A 25,167-nucleotide genomic window follows, 5' to 3' on the forward strand; every position below is an offset into this window, starting at 1 on the left:
AATGGGTAAGGGTAGCCATGGCTGCCCTTTGATAATGGCTAGTCAATAATAATGCGAACTTTGCTAAGTTCTTTACCCTGGCACTTTTGTGCCAAGAGCTTTTTGAAGCGTTCGGTTATCTCATCTACCGTTTGCGGCAAGCCCTGGCCTAATTGGCTTAGCAGCTGAGCTTGGTTAATTCGCACTTCTTCTAGGCCATCTAGCACTTGGTTTACAGCGGCAATAAAAGCGGCGGTTAAAGGCTCAGGTAGTGTGCTGCTGTTAATAAAAGCCTCTATCTCACGGGCAGCTTCATCTTTGAGCAAGTCGAGTTTAATAAACGGATCGTCTAATAAACCTTTTAAGTTGGATGCCCAATCGGTGGTTAAGCTATCAAGCTTATCGTCTAGCTGCTTTAACAGTTGCGTTGCCACAACAGGTGCTTCTAGCCTTGGTGCGAAATCAACTGGCTTGGGATTTAACTCAAATAGTTTACTGTCTATCGCCTGCGCAACCTTCAGCTTAGCAAAAAGCTGTCGCCAATCTTGGAGTTGCACTGATGGAAGTAGATTAATACCCGATAGCATTTCCAGCTGCTGCAAGCGGCTATCTTTTAATAGTGCCTGCTTTTGTTTTTCCTCAGCTGGCGTGAGGCGGGCTTTGCTAAACAAGCTGATAAAGCGCTGCTGATAGTTCGCTTTAACCTGCTGCAAGGCTTTAAGCTGCTGAGTTTTAAAAGGTGCGGTATGGCGCAAAGTGCTGTCTGCTAGTCCGTCACGTAAAGCCTTTCTGCAGACGGCTAACTCGATTTGCCAAGCATCATCTGCACTTAATACGTTTTCTGCATCTTTTAGATAATCGGCATAACCTTTAAATTCATCGACCAGGTTACGGAGTTCAATAAAGGCATGCCACGCCGCTAAATTGTTCGCTTGCTCGTTCACCTCTGCCGCTGTGGCCTTAAAGTTTTTCAGCTTACCAGGTGTATTAAAACGCGCTGCGGTTTCTAAAAATTCTTTGAGGGTACTGACCTGTTTAGTTAACAAATCGGCGTCTGACTCCTCGACCACATAGTTACCCCATAACAGCAAGCGGCCTTTGATGCTCTGCTGGCCCATGACCAACTCTTGCACCCGCTTTTCGCTGCGAGCCATCATATCGCGCACGACGCTTTCATCACCTTGCTGAATAGAAGTGGCTAGACCTTCATTCATTTCGAGTAGGTTCAGTAGTGCCTTAATGGCCGAAACATTAAAGTCTTTCGGTGCTTGGATATGTTTAAAGTCTGTAAGAACATCAAATTCAACACTTCGGAACTTGACCACATCACTTGCTGTTATTTGATGCCCTCTTACTGAGAGTTCCAATTCACCGCTATACACTAGAGTTGCCAAAATCACTAAAAGCCATTCTGGCTCTAAACGGAAACTGGTGGGTTTAAAATATAAACGGGAATGAATTTGCTCCAGCAGTTCGGCTTTATTAACCACTTGCCCTGGCTCTTTAGTGGCCAAAATAGCCAGCACCGCCTGCGCATAACGAGATTTGGCAGGCTTAAGCTGCTCGCCATCCAGTAACTCTAAAGCATCAAATACCGCGTTAGCTCGCTTGGTTGCGGCGCCGCCCGCAATAAAACCAAGCGCATCCATCGCAGCACCCTGGATAGTTTCCTTTGTTATGAGTTGGCTGAAAGTCGGATATTCTGGTGCTAAGGCTTCAAAATGATCGTTTAAAACAACACTGGCAACAGCTTCAAAGATATCACGCAAACTGCCAGCCTGGGTGTTAAGCAAGCCCGTAATGCCGCGTACCGTCGCCCCTTTTAGCCAATCCATCATCGGTTTAGACTGGCCATTGTACTGCGCTAAATAGGCATCTTTATAATGTGCTTTTAACCAGCCTTGCATCTCTTGTAAATAGGACCTGGCTTTTAACTGGTAGACATTTTTGGCATTGCCGGTGGCGGTCGCTTGCAGCTCTATCGCGGCGGCATAAAAACGCAAACTGCGATCGAACTCTGCGGATGGTTTGTCGAGCACAAAAAGCACTTCATCAGAGCGAATAAATTCTTTTTTTACTTTGGGCGGATTAATAGGCTGCACAAAGTACATGTAATAATCTAACGGCGGTTTAGCCGTTTCACGCTGATTGGGTGAGCCTAAAAATAACCATCCAGGCCGTTTAACATTCCGTTTTAACCATTTTAGCTCGTGCTGCCACATTTCGATGTTGGGCCGAGTGACATCGGTTTCTTCTAAAATCTCTAACATTGCCGTTCGATACGCATTGTTAAGCTGATCATCTGCCAATAACGGTACCTTGTTTTCAATATAGGCATCGAAATCTTCGGTCTTTTTCAGATCCAGATAGAACTGATCATTGGCTTTATTTTTAGAGAAAAACTGGCCATTTACGGTTTGCCGAATTTTAGTGAGTACCGCAACAATTTGGTTCTCCAAATTTTTACTCTTTTCACCGGGCAGCTGTTCAATTAGCGGCAAGTACAAACAAAGCGAGTCACGCAGTTCGGCTGCTGTTGCACCCATTTCATTGTAAATATCACCTACCGACATCCGGTGAATAGCCAGGGCGGCAACTAACCGTTTTGCAAAATTGACCTCGTGCTGCGCCGGGTAAGCCTGATCGATGCGGGTAAATAAAGTCTCGCCGACTTCAATCACTTGCCCTATTTCAGGGTTTGTTTTAGCGCTAGGATCGTTGCGTAGCTCTTCCCAGTAAGTATCGTAAGAGAACACGCCGGGTGTACTTTCTGGAACATCTTGCTCCATTAGCGCTTGCATTTGCCGTGACAAACTGCGTAATACTTGGCGTTGTTCAATGCCGGCACCACGCACACGCTCAAACGTAGTAATGTAATCTGGGTGTACTGGGAACATACTGACGAACTCATCTAAGCGTTCGTTCATACGTTCAAAGCAATGGGTGAACTTTTGCAAGTACTCACGGACCCAGGCCATTTGCTGGGCATTTTTTTTAAGCAAGCGCTCTGCCACCACGTATTTAATATCGTCTCGGGTGATCAATACCTGCTCGGCGCGGTCGCGGATCCGTTTGACTTCTTGTGAAGCGAAAGACAGTTGGGCGCTATCGAAAATGGCTTCTTGCACACCACAGACAAAACGGAAGCGAGTACCATCAATAACTTCACCTAATACCCGCATCATGGCGATATCAAGCGGTAGCTCTTGCGTGTTGCGTGAGCGCAAGTAGTCCAACATTTCATCACAAAGCAACAACAAGCCTTGGTCTGGATATTTTTGATGGAAGGCGGCCATCATCTGCTCAAAGTACGGTTTGTGATTTGAGGAGATCTGGGTCATTTCTGGAAAGTGGAAATCGACACCAAAACTGGCTAAGCCCTTGGTTAGGTTGTCGGTGATAATGTCGGCAAAGGCTTTTTTAGACGCGCCAATTTCAAAACGAATAACTTTGAATTTACCGGCAATTTTATCTGCTGCTGCACGTACTTTTTCGTTTGTAAGATGCTGTGCAAGGTAAGGGAACTCGGCAACTGCTGAAAGTACCGACATTAAATGCGATTTACCGGAACCGTAGTTACCCACAATCCACAGCGACTTATTGTCCACCGATTCCGTAAACTGCAGCTGAGGAATGATGACGTCTGCCAGCTTCACTGCCATTTTATCGGAGATAACATAAGAGGAGACTAATTGCTGGGCTCGCGCCTCTTCAGCGGCTTCATGTAATTTGATGATGGTGGTAACCGGCTCAAACTGAATGAGCTCTCCATATTTTTTCATGCTTGTTCTCCATTACCTGTTAACCAAAGCACAGGCAGACTGCTTAATTCGGTTTCTGAGTAGTAAAAATAATCTGGCTTACCTGGCATGGAAAAGCTAAGTGCCGCGCCATTATAAGTGCCAGGCCAATCAATAATTAGTGTTGTATGCTTTGATAGCGCTTTTAAACAACGCAATACCTCTAGTTGCAAACTTGGTTCAAACAAGAGGTGAATGCGTTCAAGTAAAACAGGGCCAGCTTTTTGCGCAGCTATTAAATCTGCCAGCAATGCCTCAACTTCATCCACGCGGCGCTTACTTGCCAACGGCAGTAGCTTTTCACACAGCAATTCTGAAATTGCTAGACTTGGTATTTGATCAAGTAATTTTAACAGTTCAGTTGTTGCGCCTACTACTATCAATATCTGATGGCTTTGCAATGCAAGCTTGTCGATCTGCTCGTTAATAAGACTCGGCAGTTGCTCTTCGTGGGTTACTCTAAAACAAGTCATACACAAAACCTAACTTTGTTGGTCATTGGTTTGATTAGCATAAATAGCAACGGGTGTATTGGCCGGCGCCCAGACTAGTGGCCAGTAGAAAGGCGCACCTTTCCAACCACGTCCGTCGTACTCTTCACCATTTTGCCGAAACAGCATTAACATGGGTGAGTCTTTTGCGGTTTCACGTGCTGTTTTACCTTCAGTGGTAGAAGTATCAGGTGTGGCGACATATTTTGTATGGCTACCCTTACCCGCTAAACGCGCGTTATTGCGGTCAGTTAGCCATAAACACCAAATATTACCAGGCGCAGCAGAACGCTTCTCAAGATAATCTATGGCCGAGTGCACACTTTGCCAATCGAAGGTATAACCTTCATCTTCCTCCATTATGATCACTTGCTCAGCTAATTTTAAAAGCTGATGAGCGACTGTAGTTGGAATTTTAAAAGGTTCTTTGCCAGCACCTGCTGGTCTATGCGAGTGTAAAATGGTGTCTATCTGTTCGGTAACCGCACGTGTTTTACCTTTAGTATCGGTTTGAAAACCGACTGGTAGTAAACGTTTATGCGGTTTTAACGTGGTGGTAGCCGTTAGCAGTATTTTATTCGGGCTGCATGGGATCACTGTACCGTCTTGGGCTTTTTGAATAAAGATAACGCCCTGCTCCGGGTTTTTCTCAATGGCATCTCGCAACGCTATATCACTTTCATGCATACAGCGCATGGCATTGTAGATTGCAGGCTCGGTGTAAAAGCGAGTTACTGCTAAGTCTTCTTTTGGCCTATAACCATACATTCGAGAATGCTGCAGCACGGTGTCTTGCTGGTATCTTCCTGGCCGGCGACCATAATAAAAACCAATTAACCGGCCAATGGTAATACCTCGATCCAAAATCTGACCACCAATAAAGATGTTTAGAGGAGTTCGAAGTTTTAACTGGCCACTATCGTCTAATAATGATTCAATTTCTTTTTCAGAATTGACTGTTGTAACGAGCAGCTCGCCATCCACTAATGATTCTCGTGCCCGGTCAAATACGGCAGATATAGGCGGTATAAAGTATCCCGCAGCTAAGACAGATTTAGCCAGGCTGTCATAAGCCTCTTTTATCAGACTCTGAAACTGCTGGGTGTTTTTCTCAGCTGCCTCCTGAACATCTTCGCCAAGTTTTTTGACGACTTGCTCTTGCCAGTCATGCGTTGCCTTAGCAACGTCAGTATGAATCAGGAAGCTAAACTTTTGGTTTCCTTCACCGGTTTGCTTAGCTTGCAGCTGGCGAATAGCACCACCAACAATAAAGTTAACAAAAGCGCTTCGCAGGCCACTTATGGCTGATGTAGTAAGCACATCATCAAGTTTGAAACGTCGGCCATCCGGCTTTTTTAATGCCGTAAGCTCGGTTAAGGAAAGAGAGCTGTACAGGTGACTCGCAACACTATCATCCGTTTCGGCATCATCAAAATAATAACTGCTACCAACGTAGGCATCGTTAACAGGCACCAGCTCGGTAAATGCAGGCTTCACTGGCTTAAAGGTTTCACCTCTAATTTCTGTATTCTCAGGCTGCAGATAAAGAGAGTATGGTGTAGCAGTAACTTGTAAAAATGCGGCTTTGTGAGCGTGACTGCGCAACTCCTCAAGCTTTATCGCCGTGAGGTTGGCATCAATTTCGCCATTTTGTTTTTTAAAGCCCACACTAGCGTAATCTGCTTCATCATCAATCAATAGCACCTGCTTCTGAGCCAATTCGGGGTATTTTTTGGCAAATAGCTGGATTAGCCGCTCTAAATTGTCTTTTTGTTTTTTAACGACAAGGATGATTTTTTTCTTTAATTCATATCCAACAAGAGTGGAAGGCATATGCATAATGTCAAACACTAAGACATCATCTTGCTCGCAAAAGGGTTTAAATTCACGCTGAACACGCTGTTGAGTTTGCTTGGAGAGCGCCTTGGTGCCTTTTGTTAGGATGACCGAAACGTCGTAACCATTATCAAAGGCTAGGCCCATAATAGCCATAAAGGTTTTGGTTTTACCCGACTGGATCTTCCCAAGCAGCATACCTGGGTGATCGCCCCGTGTTTTATGGTGACCTAACTTAACAACAGTGGATTCAATACAGTTTCGTTCTTGGGCTGTATAAGGGAACTGAGTCGATGATAAGAAGTGCTGATAAAACGCGCCATTGAGTACTAAATTATCCATAAAACCTCGTGTCCCTTATTTAAAATGAAATATCGAACAGCTACAATAATCGCTGCTGCGATTGTATGATGAATTTTGAAGATATAAAAATATTTTCAATAAAATTCATGTGAATAACACATTTTTAAAATAATAATTGGTAAACAAGAGCTCTATCTAGAATCATTTAACCACTTTCTCCCCATCCCTCTGCTCTATCCTTTCCAATATCCACTCCTGCACTTCGCTTTCAACCCATGCAACAGATCTACTGCCCAGTTTCACTGCTTTGGGGAAATCATAGAAAAAGTTTCTTCCTAATAAATTGATTATAATGAATATTTAGTATATGCCGGGCGAAAGGCTTTTTACCTTTTAACTACCAGTTAGATGCAAGGCTAGATTAGCGCGAATATCTATCGCAATATCGGGATCAACTTGATCAATAACATGTTGTTGCTGTAACCAATGCCTTAACTTTCGACCAGTTCTTCCAGCATTAGATACTTCAAGAAATGCTAGTAGGATTTCAAACACTAGATGTTTTTCCGGTATGTCAGGATAAAAATTCATATCAATCATCAAGATCTTCTGCAAATCAATGCCTAATGATTTAATACAAGTAAAACTCAATTCCAACGAACCATTGGACGCCGCTTTGTTGAAAATTATTAGCCAATTGGCGATTGCAGTCATATCACTATCAACTGGTTCAGCAATATCATCTACAAACTTTACATCCTGTTTGCGTAAAAATGCTGGGATATCAAGGCAATCAAGCACTGAACTGCTATACACTGGCGGGGCAAAACAAAGAGATACAACCCCTGCCACTGAGCCAAACCCCGCTTCACCCGCTGCACGAGTGTGCCTTATAGTTCGCAACTCTGGTAAACCGTCAGCTTTTTGGTCCCGCACGGCGACCAACACACAGCAGGTTTGCTCACAAAGCAAACTATACTTAACGGCAATTTCCTCAGGATCCTTGCTGCTCGACAATCTTTGGTAAGCAGCCAGACGTGACAGAGTTCCAGTACCAATCCCTCGAAAATGTCTTACCGGGATTGACTGATTTTGCTGCATAATTTCAATATTCACGTAGGTTTTTGGTGATATTTCGGTCTCAGATGTGGCATAGCATTGATATCCATCACCCGTAAACAGTAACTGTTTATCAACTTGCTCATTAATTGGTATCGGCCAATGTATTTTAAGATCTGTTATCTCTGGCTGACGGCATCGTTTAAATTGTCCCACAATCGCATCGACCATCGACTCGTTTGGCGATACGTAGATGGCTGAAGCGCCAGTACTGCGTGACAATTTATTCAGAAAAGCTTCGTTTACTGCAGAACCCACGCCCACACTGAATAATCGTATATTTGCTTTTGTTGCATCCGCGATTATTGCCGCGGTATCCCACACTTCACCATCAGTGATCAGCAACATTTGCGTCGCAAATTCTGCATGCCGTCCAGTTTTGCGAGCCAAGTTTAATGCTGCTGCAATTTCAGTTCCCCCCATGTTGGCCTCTAGCTGGTTGATGTATGCATGAAGTTTTGCAAGATGCTCACTATCGGCAGGAACAGGGGATGGAAACAAACTTTGTGCTTGAGACCCAAAGGAGATGATGTTGAACCAGTCTGATGGCTTGAGAAGTATTTTAATTGCGACGAAGGCCTTACGCACCTGCTCAATGGCATCTCCGCACATTGAACCTGAACGGTCAACAATAAACTGGAAGCACTGAGCTGACTCATTGTGGTTATCTGAGGATGGTAATAACAGGTTGGCGCAGTACTGCAACCCAAAAGCACTCTTTTCAACTAGAATTTCGCCAGTAAATGAAGGTAATGCTTCTAGTGTAATTATGATGTCCCTATCAGGAATAACCCTATCCCCTGATAAGATTAAAGAACTCTCTTCTCGTTTTACCGTTAATGAATGACTTGGGCTGGTAACTAATGAGGAAGATAATTCACCGTTAATCCTCAGATTAAATGTTAAGCGTGCGCCATTATCTAGTTTATGCTCAATCTGTTGATAATCTTGTAAATTTGCTGATCGCTGATGTCCGTAGCGGTCACCAATTGTACACGGAAAATAAAACCGCAGTTTACGGTCTTGCCAGTTCAGGACTTGGGCATACTGAATAGAAATGGTAACGTCATCATTAGGTAGCAAATTACCAACATTGAGACAATATAACCCATCATTCAACCGCTCCAGTAATACAGCACTGTCACCTTCTGCTATGGCACCTTCGTATTTATCAGTTCCGATAGCTTTTGGCATCACTTCACCTGTGAACTGACGCTCACCAATCGCCATAGATAATCCTAAAATGACCGCATCTAGTGGTAACGTAAATGAGAATATGGCTTCAATAGGGCAAGTTTCACGATTTACAAATTCGTGAACCAATTCGACTTCACTGATAGAACCATTCAGTTGCGCATTAACTAAACTGTGCTTTAAAACAATGTCATGATCAAACCCAAATCCTTCTGAATTACCTAGCGCTATGTTATTCATCACATTGTTGTTCATTTTCCACCCCACCATTATTTTTAGGCAAAGAGCACTGCATAACCTGCTGATAGCTACTTATCATTGCAGGTACTAACATCCTTAACTGCTCACTACTCAAACCTGCCGCAATTGGGTCAATCATTAGCGTCAGCCCTTGGCCCAGATGCAAATGACTGATTACACGCATGTCCCCAGCTTTTGGTTGAATATCAGGCAACTCAGGTTCATTTGCATAATTCAGTAACTCTTGAATTCGCTCTAAAGACAGCCCCGCACTTTGCCAACGTTTAATTTTAAGCAATTGCTCAACATGTTCTGTGTCGTACCAGGCTCCACGACCAGCACCATGAGGCCCTTTAATCAGCCCCTTTTGCAGATAAAACCTGATCGTTCTAACTGGAAAGTCGAGCAATCTCGCCAGATCGCTGATGCCATATTTTTCTTGCATCCTGTACCTCCATTTAAACTTCACTTAAATGTATACACCATCAATGTACAGATCAAGTGTAATGAATAATATTTTTTATGAAGCTTGAATCAATAGAGCAAAAAATTAACAATGAGGATAAGTTGGTTAGCTTAAAACTCTATCGGTGACCTATTTTCTTTCTGGAATTAAAATTTTTCTATGCAAAATCTAAACCCGCCCTATTCAAAGCTTCTTTGATATAGCCTCATGACATTGACCAATTCATATTTTTTATCTATTGCACTTTTTCCAAATTTTTTCAGATATATATCACTCCTGTGCATAAGCCCATTAATGCTTTCAAGGAGCCTGATATGTCAACAAAAGCGATACCCACAAAAGCTGAACCTAACAACTCGATAGACCAGCCGATCAACCAGTGGCAGCAGACTGCCGAAGCGATCCTAGCCTCTGCCGCCAATATCATTGCCGAACGCTATGTGAAGAAGGACGCCTATACCAACCCTCAAGCCACTAAGGATTTTTTAACTTACAAACTCGGCGGTTATGAGCGGGAAGTATTTGCGGTAATGCTGCTCGATAATCAGCATCAATTACTCGAGTTTAAAGAGCTGTTCTTTGGCACTTTAGATGCCGCCAGTGTTTATCCACGAGAGGTGGTAAAAGCGGTGTTAGCGATCAATGCAGCTGCGGTGATCTTTGCCCACAACCATCCCTCCGGCGAATCTGAACCTTCAACTGCAGATAAGAACATCACCAAACGGTTAACCGATGCATTAGCACTTATCGATGTGCGCGTGCTTGACCATATCGTGGTGGGCCGCTTGCCAGTGTCCTTTGCTGAGCGCGGCTTACTTTAGCCAGCGTTTAAACCTGCCACACCAAATCAAGGAGTCCATCATGATTGAATTTACCGATAGCTTTTCTCAGGCCTGTGTCGCCGAAGCCTGCGCCGCGTTTCCTGAACTGCGTAACCGCTTAACAGTTGAGCTGATTTTGCCGATGTTTGTGCGGCCGCTCAATGCCATGGGCCAAGTGATTGGCAAGCCAGTCGTTGCACCACACCGCGAGCTACATAAAACCGTATTATTTGTTTTTCACCGTGATGTGGTTGAGCACTTGCCCAAGGAGATCAGCTTTTGCCGCTATGTTTGCCCCTGTGATAGTTATGGTATGCCAACAGGTGAATGGCAGCGGGTGATCAACGGGGTGTACTTTAACCATGGCAGTAATGAACAGCCTAATTGGAGTGTACACACCTAAAGACCGTTATCTGTCATCACCCACTCGACTAGTCGGCTGTATTAACCGCTCTTACTAGCACTGGTATTTATCACCGCTCTCGCTAGTCCGCTAACAAGCAACCAATTCCCTAAAGTTTTTTCAACCATTGAGGTCACTATGACAACGCTAAAACTTTTCGATATTGAGCACGCCTGGGGCTTGCCCCGTAAAGTATCTCCCCGCTTTGGTGCAAGGCTGATTTTACGTGGTCTGCACTTGGATTATCTCAATGACCGTTCAAGCTTTGTCGGTGAATTTCCACCAGCAATTAAACAACAATTTATCGAGGCCTTTCCCGCTATGGTTAAACAGCTTGAGCGGCTGGTGGCCACCGGCGAGATTGATGTCACAGGGCAGCACTGCGTGAGCATTGAACACGCAGGCTTTACCTGTGAGGCTGATACCTTAGGTAGCCACGGCTTTTTGTATATTGCGATTTATCAAACTGAAACTAAACCAAAGCTAAGCCACTGACCACCAGCAACCTCGCCCTGACTCAATAACCCATTCATTATCGTAAGTCAGTACTAATCCGTTAAACATAACCACCAAACTTTAATCTCCCAGCTCAAAAGCTTTAGCAAGTAGCCCTTAGCGACTCACATTAAACCGCTTAGCCAACACTAGTTCTATTAACCCAACCGCATAGACAACAAGAGCCAAGGCGTGACTGCGCCTTGGCTCTTGCGTATGCACGTCAATCAAACAAGGAATATCCCATGACATTAACCATCAAGCGTAATCAACAGCCAGCGATGCCCGATCGTTTTTACCAAGTGATTGAAAAGGAACTTGCCAACGTCGATCCCAAAGACGCCAACGCCATCACCCTTAATTTTCGCGATCCTGATTACAGCGCCGAAGCGGGTGGCTTTCATCCCGTCGAAGTCCGGCTTGAGAAACAGCAAGATCACTGGCGTTTCGTCTACGTCACCGACTTTGCGTTTCGTGGCCATCCCTTCCCTGAACTGGTTAAAGACATCGATATCTGCTTTAACAGCAAGCAGGTCTATAGCCTGTTTAGTGGCTGGATTACTGAGCGGGAATCACAGGGGCTGATTAAGTTGTTTAGCGATAACTTTGTCAGTTACTACCAGATGGAAGCCTATCAAGTGCAGGTGAGCTTGGATTAACTCGCCTCGCCGTCATTTCGCGCGAACATCCTATCCTATCTACCGGTTTCAGTTCTATCGCCAGCAACAGGCCAAGCGCATCACACCCGCGCCCTTGTTACCCTAAGTGATTACGTCAAGCCTCTGTCGTTAACAACAACCTACCCCGCCTGCAACGCCCGTCGTTAGTGGGCTTTTTGTTTTGGAGTCCACCATGAAAATACACCGCGAAACCATCCTGCCACTGCCAGAGCACTTTTATGAAGTGTTAGAACGACAACTGGCAGCACTCAATAACCCCAACCTCAACATCGTCACCTTTAACTACCGCGATCCCGAGTACAACGCAGAGAGCGGCGGTTATCACCCAGTGGAGATCAACCTCTACCGCCAAGGTGATTGCTGGTATCTCAATTACTTTACCGACTTTGCCTACTGCGGCGGGCCCTTCCCTGAGCTTGAGAAAGAAATGGAAGTGCTGTTTCAACAGAAGCAGGTCTACAACAGCTTCTTTGGCCGCTGTTACCTGGAACACGCCGACAGCTTGGTGAGGTTGCTGCTGGAGAACTTCTGCAACTACGTCGAGATGGAGGTGTACCAGGTTCAAGTCAGCGCCGACTGAACTTGGTGCCCACAAAGGTATTTTGGGCACCAAGCAACGTAGGCCCCATGCGGGTTTGCAATGTACTGGTGCCCACATTGATGACATAGCTAATTGAGGGAACCAAGCATGAACGAAGTCGAAGCGGTCAAGAACCGCGACACCATCAAGCTTATCAGTTACCTGCTCGAACGTCACTTTGGTCAGCAGATGGCCGATGTCTGGAATATCGGCCTTAACTTGGCCCTTAGGATCTCTGACTTACTGGCGATCAAGTTCAGCGATATCGACGGCGACCGCTTAAGCATCATTGAGCAGAAGACCGGTAAACGCGCCAGCATCAAGCTCAATCCTAAGACGCTGGCGTTGATTGAGGCGATCCACCAGCGTCACCCCGAGCATATCTACCTGTTCCAATCCCACCGCTCGAGCCAAGCCAAAGACCAGCAGGCCCCCGCCAAACCGCTGACACGGCGCGCCGTCGCCAAAGCGTTTGCCTTTGTCGGTGACGATATCAAGTTAGCCCTAGGGACCCACTCGATGCGTAAAACCCGCGGTTACCACTTGTACCAAGCCTGTAAAGACATTGGCCGGGTGATGCGCATGCTGCGGCATCAATCGGAAGCGGTCACCCTGCGTTATATCGGCATTACTCAGCAGCAAATCGATAAAGACTTTGTCGAGCTGGAAATCTGAGTCAATCAGCACGCCCATTTCAACTCATTAGCAGATGCGACCTAAAGTTATCTGCGTTGTAATTCTTGGAGTACATACCATGTATACATTTCATCCCGGTGATCATCTGGTCACCAATATCGATCCGCTTGGCTTAACCGAACACCATGGCCTGTATGTTGGCCATGGCAATGTGATTCACTTATCGAAACAGGGCATCATCGAAGAAATCGATCTGCAGCGATTTGCGGGTGGCCATAGTGTCAGAGTGAAAAAGTCCAGCCTGTTTCCCCATCAAGCCATTGAGCTTGCACGCAGTCAGCTGGGTCACAGTCCATACGGCGTAGCTACCAATAATTGCGAGCACTTCGTCAATGAATGTTTAGCGGGGAGCAGCACCTCCAATCAAGTCAGTAATCTTAGCCACATTGCGCTGCAAGGCTCTGCCAGAGCAGGCTTACTGGGGAGGAGCGCGTCAAAGCTTGCCACGGGGACTGTCGCAAACGTCGTATTAGCCTCTACCGCCGCTAAGATGACCGGCGAATACCTAGGACTACCCGATAAAGTCAACACGCTACTAGGGACACCTGGAGATCTTGTCGCTAAACCTGCCGAATGCTTACTAAAAGGCACCAGCCAAACTCTGGGTGAAAGTTATGCTTGCTTACGTCAAGGAGAAATAACTGATGCTGGGATCAAGCTCGTCACTGGCAGTGTAGAAACCGGCTTAAACACCGTGCTGACGACAGCAGAAGTGGGCATCAATGGTGTAAAAGCCGGTGCTGAGCTGATAGCCGATGCATGGCAGTGGCTAAGGTCTTAATACTTCAGCTACGGTATTGATAACTCAGCACCCATTAGCCAAACCCTATAAACGAAGCGGCATCACTTGCCGCTATCGTTTTTATCCCTCTTGCGATTACCTTGAAGATTAGCGTGATAAAGGCGTAACAGGTTTGCCCAGTTAAGTGATACAAACTATCTTCTATCATCCTTGAGCTTATGGCGTTGCTCATACACGCAAGTAAACGTGTAATCATTATTTTTTTGTACCACGTTATGCTAAGGTATTACCTAGTAGTACTAAGCATTACTTTTGGAGTCACAGATGAGCACAATCAAACCCGTGTCGGTTAAATTAGATGCTGATATGAAAGCCAGAGTCGAGCATTTAGCCGAAACTCGTAAACGTTCATCACACTGGATGATGCGTGAAGCGATCCGTGAATACGTTGAGAGAGAAGAAAAACGCGAGGCACTGCAGCAAGAGGCGTTACGCGCATGGGAAGAACACCAGACATCAGGCTTGCATGTGACTGGTGACGAAGTGGTGAGTTGGCTGGAGTCCTGGGGAAGTGAAAATGAACAGGCAGCCCCTTCATGCCACAAATAATCTTCACTGCCACAGCATTAGGTGATTTAGAGCGCTTACGTGAGTTTCTTCGCAGTAAAAATCCCCCTGCCGCACAACGGGCTGCCAGCGCCATAATCAATACCATTAGAAAACTGGAAAGTTATCCAGACATTGGTCGGCCTATCGATGACAATGACTTTAGCTTTAGGGAACTGCTGATCGACTTTGGTGACACTGGCTATCTGGCAATGTACCAGTATGATGGCGGCGAACGATTGACCGTATTGTGTATCCGCCACCAAAAAGAAGCCGGATATTGATAGAGATGCATCAGCAAAGAGGTCTTCGCATGGATGAGCGATTATGAATATACTGCTACTCTCAATAAACACAAAAGCAAGGGATTTGAGCCCCTTGCCCTTTACTTTCCTATTTGTACTAGCAGCAATCGTACAAAGTAAGTTAATCATCAACTTGTAGCCTACCCAATAATCGACTACAGCCATAATGACGACGTCCATCACCATAGGTCTTACTGTCAACTTTGGCAAAGTAACTTAACCGCAGAAACAACGCACGTAAAGTATGGTTCAGGTGAATCCGACCACGCTCTAATAGATAGCAAGGCGCTTTGGGAAAGTGAACTAAGCCTTGTGCTGCAACAACATCCAACGCTAGCGCACTCGCCCAAGCTTTAACGATTCGGTTATACAAATTAGGTCTACCAAGTTCAAATACACCTAAACTTCTATAAGCATTGCCATTAAAAAACAAACAAAGATGGTAGTGTGATCGGTTAAGTTCCCCGGTTTCCTGCACCCAGATATACAGTACTTCACTTTGATGCACAAATCCTTCAGTATTTTTACACTTTGCATTATAATTTGCGTTAATTTTCGCTTTTAGAGATTCAATAAACCGCGTAACATAACGGTTATTATCGGTGTCAAAATAGTCAGGAAATCTCAAGTCAACTCTCACAGCGAAAACCTTTGCATACCTATTTAATGCGTGATAGATAACGTTAAAGTTATTGTGCAAATACTCCCCATAGACTCCATTTTTAAATTGAAGAATTGGCAGTCCACTAAACTCTTTGGCATTTAATACGGTTAAGTTTCTATTGTTATACTGAGACACACCATACCAACCTTAAAGTTATAAAAATAACAACCCTAGATTATCAATATAATATTAACAACCTAGGAGTCGCAGCAATTGAAAACAAACGAGCCCCTCACAGAACAAACAGTCTGAAATAAAATATGCTCGTCAAGAAGCAGATGTCAAAACTATACAATATAAAAACCAACTCTGATTTTATATGCAGAAAACAATCAAGCTACACAGGACCATTTTGATTGATATTAAACAGGTTCATATCACGTTCAAAGATAATTCTGTCATAAGGAGCTCCAGGATACAAATCAATAACAACCGTGGTATTATAATCAAAAACATCAATAAGTCTATTCGATAAAAGTTCGTTCAACGCATCATTTAAATTCTTGCTTTTCCTTAACATAGGAGGGCCAAGTTGTAAGACCTTATTCTTTTTAATATACCGATACCCTCGATCACGATATGAATTTAACCATAGAGCTAGCTTTTGCCCCAAAATGACCTCCATAGGTGGTGGGCAAAAATTATTTAAAAAGTGAAAAGAGTAATAGCTCACCAAGTCAATTGCTGTTCTTAATGACTCAACTGATATTTTAGAGTCAAAATTATGTTCAAAATAGTGAATATTTGCTGCAGTTCTAGCAATAATTTCTGCTAGTTTTGAAGCATGATCTCTGGCATTCTCGTAAATTCCCCCAGGAGCCATTTTAAATTCAATATCGTTAGATATATTTAACCATAAATCTATCGCGTCATCTGAAAATTTTACTATTCTACGTTCCATTTATTTACCCTCTAGTAATTCTTCTATTCTTTGATTGAATTGATTGATAAATTCTTTCTCATACCTGATCCCATTGGTTTTCCGACCACCGCTAAGAGGCATTGGGAAGCACACTAAAAAGCGAGAAAGATAACCATTGCCTCTTACAACATCCTGTGATTTATCCATAAATCGTTTCAATGCTTGAGGCTGGATCATGATATGTGTAGTTAACCTAACACCTGAAAGCGTATAAGAATCTGTTGTTTTTCTTGCAACAGTGACATCATCTCCACTCCAAATGGCATTAAGCACAGGTGTGTTTGACATTAAGGCACTATTCATTAGCACACCGCCCTCACTTGACCCAAGATACGCATGTGGTGAGTCATTCTTGAGTCCAAACGTAAGCGCCGCTATCGTACTATCCTCATACATAATTCTGAAAGCCTTTGGCCGTTGTGGTTGTTTTGCTTCATGCTCGATCAACTCTTGTAAAGGATCATTTATTTCATTTACTTCACTTACTTCATTTTCTGTGTTCCTAGATTCCTGCATTTCTGAGCAATCTTTTTTTAAGCGACTTGGATTTAGCATCATGTACCTCTCTCAAAATCTCATACTTAATTAACTGTTCTTTACAAGATAATTCACGCTTTTTTTGGTAATTTTTAATCCCTGCCATTAATAAATTTTCAACCATAGATTTTCGCTCACCTGAATCAGCACAAGTTAATAAGTTAAGCGAGATTGGACAAATCTTCCCTGTTGGTAGTTCAACATCTATATGCACCTGTAAGGCGGTAGAAATAGCAGCAAGTGCTGTACTGGCAATTAAGGGATATGCTGCTTTAGTAATTAAATGAGTTTCAAGTATCGTATTACCTAACAGAGTACCTTCTCCTATTCGAGGAAAAACTCCATTAGATACTGGAAATGTAATATATATATTTTTATTATACCGCCGCGGAGGTAAGTTTTTATTTTCAAAACGTTCAGACATATCAGTTTTCCTTTGATAATAAGTAATATTGTCAGTGATCAGAAAATCTTTAATCCATTACTGAACTCTTATTGATTTAAGCCATGCTTCAACCTCACCAAAATACCAGCCTACCGCTCTGGCACCAAGTGTCACCTTTTTAGGGAAAGTCGGATCGTATCGCGGAGATCGCGAGTTTTGTTTATCATAGATGGTCGAACGTGAAAGCCCTGTTAACTGGGTTAATGTCTTCAATCGAATGATTGAATTATTAGTGATGATCAGTTCCATATGCGCCTCTTTGTTGTGTAAGAAGCTGCAATGATAAGCGCCTGCCTTTAACGTTTTCCAGGGAGAAAATCGAGACCATTTTCTCCCAAACCTACGGAAGCACAGGATTTTAAAGAATAATTATCTCCCGAATTTATTTTTAAATTTCTCTAAGAGTTTCTGCACTTTTCATACTCTTGTAAACGTTTGGCCTTAAAATTTGTTCTGCGTAATTGGCATTCTCCTCTGAAAAATGCTTGCTCACTAAAAATTTGAATACATCGCAAATCACAGCATTAACTTGAGAGATCAATTTATGGTCACGTTCTGGATCTAGCTTCTTTTTGTCGTTAGGTTCTGGAAATTCTCCTTGCCAAAATGTACTAAGTGCTTCAGTTAAAAACTTAAATTTGCAAATTTGTGAACTTTCTTTACTAGCATCATTATTTGCCCTTGTTTTTGGACGAAGACAGAAAGCAGCAGTCTTTGCTTTCTTTACAGGATAACCCTGTTCTTTCTCCATCCACGATTCCAATTCAATAGTTGCAATATCAGATTTATTTTGCATTTCAAACAAACAAAATCCTTTAACGGCCAACTTATCAAGATCAGATTGATTTCGGATAGATTTATCAACGTAATAGGGGCTAGATATAGGAATCAAGTCAACATCATCAACCATAAAACCTTGAATATCACTTTCAAACACATATATTGAATCAACACCAACTTTTATGCTTGTCAATTTATTTAAAGTACTATTATCAGGTAACCACACATTAACTATTTTATCAGTGAAAACAAAATCAACTTCACCATTTAGTTTAACGAAATTATTAATCATATACTGTGGTGAATATTTGACCACCTTTTCGTACTTACCTAATTTCAAAAAATCCTCACGCTTTCCAACACAGTTAATTTTATTTATTTCACCATCTGAATCTAACCAGAAAATGGCATCTGATGTATTTATTTCAAAATGTCCATGCCGAGCAATAGCATTAACACTGGCCCCTGATAATTTTAAAAAGTTAATATCCTTAATCAATTCCACATCACAAATAACTTCATTTTTATAAACTTCTGTTTTATCTTTACCATTTGCATCTTTAATAGATATAAACTCCTTAAAACCAACTGAGGAGTTCTTACTTATTTTATGAAGAGCCCAAACATTTACATTTGGATGAAAACTAGCCAATACCGGTTTATTATCTTCACTCAGGTATTTGAGTATCTCAGATAAAGAAATTTTTAATTTATTCCCTGCGTCTAAAAGTGATAGATTTACGATGTTGTCCATTGGTACTCCACTCAAATAAACTGCTATTTCTGCTACTAATAGCAGGAATAGCACCAAAAATCACTTCTAATTCTAAAAAATGAGACAAATTTCTATACCTGTTCATTGGAAAATCATGATTAGACAACAATAAAAACCAGCATTGCATCACAAATTCCATGAGTTACCCGATGGACATTTTAAAAGGTATTGGGACGAACCCAGCATAATGATGAGTTGGAGATCATGGCAAGTATTAGGCATTCTGTATGAATTGACTTCAGTGAATAGGCGAAAATGTACAAAAGCATTAGAGCAGAGCAAGCATAAGACAAATTTTGCGAAAATATATTGAAAAGCTCCTACTTGGCAAGAGAGTTTTTCACGGCACATATAAAGGTAAGGAGGCCCATTTTAGTCACTCTTCAGTGATAAGCACTCTAACCCCTGCTCTGCAAAGACAAATAAACTATCGCTATAACCTTGAAAGATCACACTGCGGATTATCTCATGGTCAATATTCAGATAATCATGTACCAGTGCATTACGCAGGCCTATCACTTTACGCCAGTCATTTAATTCATCGGCTGGTTGTGCACCTCGTTGACACAGGATCTCAAATGCTTGATAAGCATCCTGCGAACTATATCCAACCAGTGCTTTAGCCCAATGTTTCGCAATGCCAATGCAAGCTTCAATAGAGATCTGTAATATTCGCTCTGCTGCTCGATATTCGAGATTAGATAAGGAACGCTGACTGAGTAATTGACGTAATTCTCCAAACTCGTCTTGGTACTGGCTAAGGCTTAAACTCAATGACGTGATATAGGCATTATCCAAAATAATAAAGTGGCTTGGGGCTGAATAATCGAGTTCCATTTGCGACATTATGCGAGACTCTTCTTGCATTCTTCGGCCTTCATCTCGAATAAAGATAAGTTTGTTAGCATTAATGATACCAAAGGCCAGAGGGATTGGTGCTAGATTGATATCGACGACGGAAAGCTTCCCTTCGGCTAGCCCCAATGCCCTTTGCCAATCCATAGCAAGCAATTCAGCTCTAATACGAGTATCAAGCACACTCTCCGCCTTTACGGGATCGAATGCGACGGCTAAATCCCAATCACTATGCTCGCTAGCATTTCCTTTAGCCTGCGAACCATACAGCCATAATACCGCCACCTTCGGATGGCTTGCAGCTAAAGCGCTTAGTTGGTGCAAATACTGGCTCTGCTCGATAGTCATTGGCTTGGCTTTAAGTTGGTCATGATGTAAGTGTACCAATCCTGAGTCGGACTTCAGGAAGGGTCCGTGTGTCACGTCCCCTAACCTTTTAACTCAGGAGATAATATCTATTCGGCCTTAACAGGTCATGCCCCTAATTTTCTTGACCCCGCTGTTACTGACAAAGACCCGACTGCTGCAGTGGCAATATGATTGCTCCACCACTCCATTAACTTGGTCCGTCGCTCTAAATAGGTAGTGCGATTATAGGCGCTGCGGATTTGGTTTTTATCTACGTGGGCTAACGCGGCCTCAATGACATCACCATCAAAGCCCTGTTCGTTTAAGGTAGTGCTCGCCAGCGAGCGTAAACCATGACCCGTTGTTCTTCCCTTTAATCCCATTCGCCCTAATGCTTTGTTTATAGTTTCAGGATCTGTGTGCTTTTTAGGATCTTTAGATGACGGGAAAACGAATTGGCTCTGTTCACTAATCGGCTTAACAGTTTCGAGTATCGCGAGGGTATGCTCTGTAAGCGGGATAATATGCTCACGATTCATTTTCATGCGTGATTCAGGAATAGTCCAAAGTTTGGCATCAAAATCGATTTCTTCCCAACGGGCTCCGGCCGCTTCATTTGGCCTGGTCATTGTGTGCAATTGCCATTCAATCAAACACCGGGTCGTTAACAATAAATTGGCGTTTGCGACGGTCTGCAGTAATTCAGCTAGCTCTGCTGGTTTTAATGCCTTCAGATGCTCCACTTTGCTTTTTCTAAAAACTTCTCGAATACCTGACAACGGATTGGCATGAATGTAACCAGAGTTAACCGAATAGTTCATGATTTCATTCAGTAACTGAGCGGTACGTTTAACCGTTTCAAGATGCCCCTTCTGTTCAAGGGGCTTGAGCGCGGCAATGGCTATAGGAGCCGTGAGTCTACTAATCGCAATACTCCCCAGCTTAGGGAAGGCATACAGCTCAAGCTTGCGCCAATTACCTTCGATGGTTTTAGGCTTAATGCTTCCCTGCTTTGAGTCCATCCACATTTGCGCAATATGCTTGAGAGTTTGAGCGTTCTCTGTTGCTGCTTTTAATTTGTTTTCAACTTTAAGTAATTGAGGGTCGATGCCTTCGGCCAAGTTTTTTCGCGCTTCTAGCGCTTTATCTCGCGCCTCACCTAAGGATACATCAGGATATGAGCCTAAACCAAAATAGGTGGGTTTGCTGGTGGAGGGACGTATGTATCTAAATTCCCACGTTTTCCCTGCAGTGCGCACATAAAGATAGAGATTGCCACCATCTGACAATCTATAGGGCTTTGCTTCCGCTTTAGCATTGAGCACCGCTTTTGCAGTCAGCTTATTTGTACTCCTTCCCATACCGTTCTACCCCCTCAAATTAAGCCCCAAAGTAATGCTTGATTTTGGCATTATTTCGCACTCTAAAATCAAGCATTACTTATCACTGAATAAATTCAGATAAATCAGGATATTGCCAAGTTAAATCTGGGCTATAAAATCGAGAAAATCAAGTGAAAAAACGGCATAAAAAATGGGTATTTTTTGATGTGAAAAGTAATGCCAAAATTTGCCAAATTTCCTTGGCATTACTTTTAGCATTACTAAAGATTTCGGATGCTGTAGGATGGCATTAAACAATATAGGATGGTAAGTTATTGATTTTTATAAAATACAGATAAGAAAAAAGACGCCCTAGGACGTCTTTAAACTTGAATTTGGCGGTGAGAGAGGGAGTCGAACCCTCGATACGTTACCGTATACACACTTTCCAGGCGTGCTCCTTCGGCCACTCGGACACCTCACCATATGTCGATTTATGTTAGCGTGGTTAATCTTTCACGTTTAAGAATCACTAACGATTTCGTATAGCCTTGCCGAGAGGCTTTCATCGTTAACGGAGCGGTACTGTACGCAAAAGCCTAAAGGGGGTCAAGTAAAAAAGACTCAGTTTCAGGCGGTTGCACAATTGCTAAACAAACCGCCGTGATTTATTGAATCTTTTCACCGTTTTATACCGTTAATTGACGGTAAATTTGTGTACTTCTTTTGACATTGAATTCGCGTCAAACGTCAGGGCTTTGGTCAGCTCCCTAAGCTCATCGGAGATCCTTTGAGTATTAAGGTAAATCTCACTGATCTTCAGTGCATTACGATTTACGTCTTCGGATACCGCCGATTGCTCATGGGTTGCTGTGGCAATTTGCTCGTTCATGCGGTCAATAATGTCTACTTGCTCCACAATACGTTTCAATTCGATGCCTGCCTGTTCAGCTTCATGAACACTGCTATTAGCCTGAGCTAACCCTCTGTCCATGGCTTGTACTGCAATGCTCGCTCCCGCCTTCAATCTATCTGTCATATTTTTAATGTCAGAGGTCGAGGTTTGTGAGCGCTGCGCTAAACTTCGGACTTCGTCTGCAACTACAGCAAAACCGCGGCCCATTTCCCCTGCGCGGGCAGCTTCAATGGCGGCATTAAGCGCGAGTAAATTAGTTTGCTCAGCAATACTGCTGATCACTTCAAGCACTACCACTATGCCGTGAATTTCACGGTCTAAATCGTTAATGGCTTTAGACGCCCCACTAATATCGTCGGCTAACGCTTTGATCGCTTTGCTGGTTCGGCCGACTTCGAGGTTGCCTTCTTTAGCCTCTATATTGGCGGCGGAAGACGCTTCGGATGCCTGCACTGCATTGCTAGCAATCTCGGCCACTGTTGCACTCATTTCTGTCATAGCGGAGGCCACTTGCTCTGCCTCACTGTGGCCCGCCATCACATCTTGCTCCATGGCATGGGTACAGAGATCCATTTGCGCCACAGCTTGTTGCAATTTAGCGCCACTGGAACGTACATGTAGGATCACCTTTTCAAAATCACTCATCATGTCGTTAAAGGCGATGGCGAGTTCACCGAATTCATCGGAGCTAGAGTGAGTCAGACGCACACTTAAGTCGTAATGTTTACGGGCTTGCGTGATGGTCGAATATAAGTGATGCACACTGTCATGCAAATAACGGATAACAGAAAGACTCAATATCAAGACTATCGCCAATACTGAGATTAAGGTCGCGAGCACTAAGAACATTTTCTCATTCGCTAAGGTTAATCTTTCATGGGTGGTATTAAGTAAATCTGCCGAGACTTGCTGTTCAAACTCACGTAATAGTTCAATCCGGGCGGTCGATTTACTGAACCACTCTTCGGGACTTTGTTGCAGGATTTTTTGATTATCTTGCTCGAATGCGATTTGACGTAACAGCTCAACGTCATGCATTGCAGCTGAACTCTGTAAACGGTTAAACGAGGATAATAAATCAGAATTTGCTAGCGCTAAAAAACGCTCTTGATAGGTATTTTGCTCCGAAACCAAAGTGATAAATTTGGCATAAACCTTAGGCTTAAATCCAGCTTGGCCAAAGGTTGAGCTGAGTACCGCCCTTTCAATCCCCGCCCTTTCCTTTAATTGCAAAAAAGCACTAAAAGCCGTCGCTTTAATGGCGATTTCTTGATTAGCACCCGTTTTTGCGGTTTCATCGACTATTGTCAGTAATAACTTATTTAACTCAGTGTAATAGGCAACTTCATCGGCGACACTGATACTTAAATTATCCACCTGCAAGCGGATGGCATTTAAACGCCCGAGTTGAGCGTTTAGCTCTCTAAGTTTTGGGGCAAATATCTCCGGCAGAAGATTCTCAGTGATAAAACGCTGATAGAGGCCGAGCTGCGTATCCGTTAATTGTCTTTGACCAGGTATTTTACCCGCAAACGCTTTTCCTGCTGAGCCAATAAATCCAGCACTCATGCCGCGCTCTTTTTGTAACTCATGCACTAAATTACTGTTAGTGACGGCTAGCTCGCTTAATTGCACTACTAAGGTTAAATCTTTTCTATATTCATATTTTTCAATGAGGTAAAGCGCGCCACATAAAAAACAGGCTAACAGTGGAGGCAAGACAACCATTAATAATTTTTGTTTTAGACTGAGATTACCAATCCATTGCCATTTCATAGAAATATCCTTTTAAACTTAGTTTTAGATCCAAAGACCGAACACTAGGTATAGCATAATATCAACCGTAGGACGACTAAGGTTTATTGAAATTGCGCAAGCTAATATCCTGATAAACGAGGATTTCCCCCATATTCCATCAATTGTTTAGATTTTGCTAATCGCAGAGCAAACTTGAGAAACGTCAAACAAGGATCAGATAGAAATAAAAAACGCATTGAAAATTCCAATGCGTTTTTCTAGAGAAAGGAACACTTAATCTGTGACTGAAGATGACTCTAGCTGAAAAGCTGTGGGAATAATCCCTTCACACCAGCCGCAATGACTTCGATACCAATAGATAACATCAAGAGTCCCATGAGACGGGTAATCACGTTAATACCCGTTTTGCCGAGGATCTTATAAATGATAGATGCCATTCTAAACAGGCCAAAACTCACTAAACCAAACACTATCACAGTAATGAACATCGCAATAATGTTCGACAATGAATTATGCTCAGCGGCAAAGACAATCACCGAACTGATAGCGCCAGGTCCCGCCATCAGTGGCAAAGCCAAAGGCACAACCGCCACAGATTCCATCGCCGAGGATTCGCGGTCTTCCTCTTGGTTACGCTTTACTTCGCCTAACTTACCTTGCAACATTGACATCGCAATAATGGCAATCAGGCTGCCACCAGCAATTCTAAAGGCAGATAACGAAATGCTGAACATATTCAGAATGTGCTGCCCCGCCACAATCGTGACTAAGAGGATCACCACAACCGCAAAGTTCGCTACTTTACCCGTGTGATTCCGCTCAGCCTCCGTTTGATGGCTCGTTAAGCTCACAAACACAGGCAACAAGCCAATCGGATTAATGATGGCAACGAGGCCAAGAAAAAATTTAACGTAAAGAGTTAACTCCAAGGGACTATCCTTATGTGCGTGTCACGCCGTCTTCATCAAAATAAGCTTGAGGGCAAGTATAGTATCTCAAGCGCTATTGACTGAAAAATGAGATTTTTGAGGTTAAATCACAACTTCGAATAATATTTAGTTATCGAAGCCGATGCATTTTCAGCGCAAC

The 25,167-nt window shown here is 43.3% G+C and carries 23 protein-coding genes, 1 tRNA gene and 1 pseudogene; 9 read left to right on the forward strand and 16 right to left on the reverse strand.

Translation table 11 applies throughout. The features are described 5' to 3' along the window. Nucleotides 1–38: 38 nt before the first annotated feature. The 6 genes from L5M11_RS07375 to L5M11_RS07400 form a co-directional block, all read right to left on the reverse strand. The gene (locus L5M11_RS07375; protein WP_263191773.1) at nt 39–3,761 is read right to left on the reverse strand and encodes a DUF6079 family protein; all 3,723 of its coding nucleotides are present in this window, start codon (nt 3,759–3,761) and stop codon (nt 39–41) included. Next, the gene (gene brxF, locus L5M11_RS07380) at nt 3,758–4,252 is read right to left on the reverse strand and encodes a BREX-3 system P-loop-containing protein BrxF (protein WP_263191774.1); all 495 of its coding nucleotides are present in this window, start codon (nt 4,250–4,252) and stop codon (nt 3,758–3,760) included. The genes L5M11_RS07375 and brxF overlap by 4 nt, the downstream gene beginning before the upstream one ends. Before the next feature lie 9 nt (nt 4,253–4,261). Further along, nucleotides 4,262–6,448, reverse strand: coding sequence for a Z1 domain-containing protein (locus L5M11_RS07385; protein WP_263191775.1), 2,187 nt, complete (start codon nt 6,446–6,448; stop codon nt 4,262–4,264). Between the two features lie 162 nt (nt 6,449–6,610). After that, nucleotides 6,611–6,769, reverse strand: coding sequence for a helix-turn-helix transcriptional regulator (locus tag L5M11_RS07390; RefSeq protein WP_411569287.1), 159 nt, complete (start codon nt 6,767–6,769; stop codon nt 6,611–6,613). A gap of 33 nt (nt 6,770–6,802) precedes the next feature. Beyond that, nucleotides 6,803–8,977, reverse strand: coding sequence for a VIT domain-containing protein (locus tag L5M11_RS07395; RefSeq protein ID WP_263191776.1), 2,175 nt, complete (start codon nt 8,975–8,977; stop codon nt 6,803–6,805). Further along, entirely contained in the window at nt 8,955–9,407 is a 453-nt protein-coding gene (locus L5M11_RS07400; protein ID WP_259215842.1) for a MerR family transcriptional regulator, read from the reverse strand. Before L5M11_RS07400 ends, L5M11_RS07395 begins: the two co-directional genes overlap by 23 nt. A gap of 335 nt (nt 9,408–9,742) precedes the next feature. Between L5M11_RS07400 and radC the strand changes: the two genes are divergently transcribed. From radC to L5M11_RS07445, 9 genes are all read left to right on the forward strand, one after another. After that, nucleotides 9,743–10,249 (forward strand): RadC family protein, encoded by a 507-nt coding sequence (radC, locus tag L5M11_RS07405; protein WP_263191778.1) that lies wholly within the window; start codon nt 9,743–9,745, stop codon nt 10,247–10,249. A gap of 40 nt (nt 10,250–10,289) precedes the next feature. Then, complete coding sequence (locus L5M11_RS07410; protein WP_263191780.1) at nt 10,290–10,652, forward strand: hypothetical protein; 363 nt, start codon at nt 10,290–10,292, stop codon at nt 10,650–10,652. Between the two features lie 138 nt (nt 10,653–10,790). Continuing rightward, nucleotides 10,791–11,147 (forward strand): type IV toxin-antitoxin system YeeU family antitoxin, encoded by a 357-nt coding sequence (locus tag L5M11_RS07415; RefSeq protein WP_263191781.1) that lies wholly within the window; start codon nt 10,791–10,793, stop codon nt 11,145–11,147. Between the two features lie 245 nt (nt 11,148–11,392). Next, a complete protein-coding gene (locus L5M11_RS07420) occupies nt 11,393–11,806 on the forward strand; it encodes a DUF2787 domain-containing protein (protein ID WP_263191782.1) in 414 nt (137 codons plus the stop codon). Between the two features lie 193 nt (nt 11,807–11,999). Then, complete coding sequence (locus tag L5M11_RS07425) at nt 12,000–12,407, forward strand: DUF2787 domain-containing protein (protein WP_263191783.1); 408 nt, start codon at nt 12,000–12,002, stop codon at nt 12,405–12,407. A gap of 108 nt (nt 12,408–12,515) precedes the next feature. Further along, nucleotides 12,516–13,082 carry a site-specific integrase gene (locus tag L5M11_RS07430; RefSeq protein WP_263191785.1) on the forward strand — a complete coding sequence of 189 codons (567 nt, stop codon included), beginning with the start codon at nt 12,516–12,518 and terminating at the stop codon, nt 13,080–13,082. 79 nt (nt 13,083–13,161) lie between these two features. Continuing rightward, complete coding sequence (locus tag L5M11_RS07435) at nt 13,162–13,884, forward strand: lecithin retinol acyltransferase family protein (RefSeq protein WP_263191786.1); 723 nt, start codon at nt 13,162–13,164, stop codon at nt 13,882–13,884. Nucleotides 13,885–14,169: 285 nt separating this feature from the next. Beyond that, nucleotides 14,170–14,454, forward strand: coding sequence for a CopG family ribbon-helix-helix protein (locus L5M11_RS07440; RefSeq protein ID WP_263191787.1), 285 nt, complete (start codon nt 14,170–14,172; stop codon nt 14,452–14,454). After that, complete coding sequence (locus L5M11_RS07445) at nt 14,442–14,735, forward strand: type II toxin-antitoxin system RelE/ParE family toxin (protein ID WP_263191788.1); 294 nt, start codon at nt 14,442–14,444, stop codon at nt 14,733–14,735. Before L5M11_RS07440 ends, L5M11_RS07445 begins: the two co-directional genes overlap by 13 nt. Nucleotides 14,736–14,877: 142 nt before the next feature. On the opposite strand, the gene L5M11_RS07450 is transcribed toward L5M11_RS07445, so the two are convergent. The 10 genes and pseudogenes from L5M11_RS07450 to L5M11_RS07495 form a co-directional block, all read right to left on the reverse strand. Next, nucleotides 14,878–15,555 carry an inovirus Gp2 family protein gene (locus L5M11_RS07450; RefSeq protein ID WP_203431823.1) on the reverse strand — a complete coding sequence of 226 codons (678 nt, stop codon included), beginning with the start codon at nt 15,553–15,555 and terminating at the stop codon, nt 14,878–14,880. 202 nt (nt 15,556–15,757) lie between these two features. Beyond that, nucleotides 15,758–16,900, reverse strand: a pseudogene (locus L5M11_RS07455) (DUF3987 domain-containing protein). Further along, complete coding sequence (locus L5M11_RS07460) at nt 16,845–17,303, reverse strand: YfjI family protein (protein WP_263191789.1); 459 nt, start codon at nt 17,301–17,303, stop codon at nt 16,845–16,847. Before L5M11_RS07460 ends, L5M11_RS07455 begins: the two are co-directional and overlap by 56 nt. Nucleotides 17,304–17,360: 57 nt before the next feature. Next, nucleotides 17,361–17,573 (reverse strand): helix-turn-helix transcriptional regulator, encoded by a 213-nt coding sequence (locus tag L5M11_RS07465; RefSeq protein WP_069454518.1) that lies wholly within the window; start codon nt 17,571–17,573, stop codon nt 17,361–17,363. Nucleotides 17,574–17,712: 139 nt separating this feature from the next. Beyond that, a complete protein-coding gene (locus tag L5M11_RS07470; protein WP_203431828.1) occupies nt 17,713–18,858 on the reverse strand; it encodes a hypothetical protein in 1,146 nt (381 codons plus the stop codon). Between the two features lie 393 nt (nt 18,859–19,251). Further along, on the reverse strand, nt 19,252–20,157 hold the full coding sequence (gene hepT / locus L5M11_RS07475) for a type VII toxin-antitoxin system HepT family RNase toxin (protein WP_263191790.1): 906 nt from the start codon (nt 20,155–20,157) through the stop codon (nt 19,252–19,254). 50 nt (nt 20,158–20,207) lie between these two features. Beyond that, on the reverse strand, nt 20,208–21,443 hold the full coding sequence (locus tag L5M11_RS07480; RefSeq protein ID WP_263191791.1) for a tyrosine-type recombinase/integrase: 1,236 nt from the start codon (nt 21,441–21,443) through the stop codon (nt 20,208–20,210). Between the two features lie 357 nt (nt 21,444–21,800). Continuing rightward, a tRNA-Ser gene (locus tag L5M11_RS07485) sits at nt 21,801–21,888 on the reverse strand. A 213-nt stretch (nt 21,889–22,101) separates the two neighbouring features. Continuing rightward, nucleotides 22,102–24,096 (reverse strand): methyl-accepting chemotaxis protein, encoded by a 1,995-nt coding sequence (locus tag L5M11_RS07490; protein ID WP_263191792.1) that lies wholly within the window; start codon nt 24,094–24,096, stop codon nt 22,102–22,104. A 278-nt stretch (nt 24,097–24,374) separates the two neighbouring features. After that, entirely contained in the window at nt 24,375–25,007 is a 633-nt protein-coding gene (locus L5M11_RS07495; protein WP_263191793.1) for a YchE family NAAT transporter, read from the reverse strand. Between the last annotated feature and the right edge of the window lie 160 nt (nt 25,008–25,167).

Source organism: Shewanella sp. SM87, assembly GCF_025653705.1.
Lineage (GTDB): Bacteria > Pseudomonadota > Gammaproteobacteria > Enterobacterales > Shewanellaceae > Shewanella > Shewanella oncorhynchi.

Bases quoted from the DNA above. Each gene is read 5' to 3' on its own strand.
- L5M11_RS07375 (WP_263191773.1), bottom strand. From the start codon at position 3,761: ATGAAAAAATATGGAGAGCTCATTCAGTTTGAGCCGGTTACCACCATC.
- brxF (WP_263191774.1), bottom strand. From the start codon at position 4,252: ATGACTTGTTTTAGAGTAACCCACGAAGAGCAACTGCCGAGTCTTATT.
- L5M11_RS07385 (WP_263191775.1), bottom strand. From the start codon at position 6,448: ATGGATAATTTAGTACTCAATGGCGCGTTTTATCAGCACTTCTTATCA.
- L5M11_RS07395 (WP_263191776.1), bottom strand. From the start codon at position 8,977: ATGAACAACAATGTGATGAATAACATAGCGCTAGGTAATTCAGAAGGA.
- L5M11_RS07400 (WP_259215842.1), bottom strand. From the start codon at position 9,407: ATGCAAGAAAAATATGGCATCAGCGATCTGGCGAGATTGCTCGACTTT.
- radC (WP_263191778.1), top strand. From the start codon at position 9,743: ATGTCAACAAAAGCGATACCCACAAAAGCTGAACCTAACAACTCGATA.
- L5M11_RS07410 (WP_263191780.1), top strand. From the start codon at position 10,290: ATGATTGAATTTACCGATAGCTTTTCTCAGGCCTGTGTCGCCGAAGCC.
- L5M11_RS07415 (WP_263191781.1), top strand. From the start codon at position 10,791: ATGACAACGCTAAAACTTTTCGATATTGAGCACGCCTGGGGCTTGCCC.
- L5M11_RS07420 (WP_263191782.1), top strand. From the start codon at position 11,393: ATGACATTAACCATCAAGCGTAATCAACAGCCAGCGATGCCCGATCGT.
- L5M11_RS07425 (WP_263191783.1), top strand. From the start codon at position 12,000: ATGAAAATACACCGCGAAACCATCCTGCCACTGCCAGAGCACTTTTAT.
- L5M11_RS07430 (WP_263191785.1), top strand. From the start codon at position 12,516: ATGAACGAAGTCGAAGCGGTCAAGAACCGCGACACCATCAAGCTTATC.
- L5M11_RS07435 (WP_263191786.1), top strand. From the start codon at position 13,162: ATGTATACATTTCATCCCGGTGATCATCTGGTCACCAATATCGATCCG.
- L5M11_RS07440 (WP_263191787.1), top strand. From the start codon at position 14,170: ATGAGCACAATCAAACCCGTGTCGGTTAAATTAGATGCTGATATGAAA.
- L5M11_RS07445 (WP_263191788.1), top strand. From the start codon at position 14,442: ATGCCACAAATAATCTTCACTGCCACAGCATTAGGTGATTTAGAGCGC.
- L5M11_RS07460 (WP_263191789.1), bottom strand. From the start codon at position 17,303: ATGTCTGAACGTTTTGAAAATAAAAACTTACCTCCGCGGCGGTATAAT.
- L5M11_RS07465 (WP_069454518.1), bottom strand. From the start codon at position 17,573: ATGGAACTGATCATCACTAATAATTCAATCATTCGATTGAAGACATTA.
- L5M11_RS07470 (WP_203431828.1), bottom strand. From the start codon at position 18,858: ATGGACAACATCGTAAATCTATCACTTTTAGACGCAGGGAATAAATTA.
- L5M11_RS07480 (WP_263191791.1), bottom strand. From the start codon at position 21,443: ATGGGAAGGAGTACAAATAAGCTGACTGCAAAAGCGGTGCTCAATGCT.
- L5M11_RS07490 (WP_263191792.1), bottom strand. From the start codon at position 24,096: ATGAAATGGCAATGGATTGGTAATCTCAGTCTAAAACAAAAATTATTA.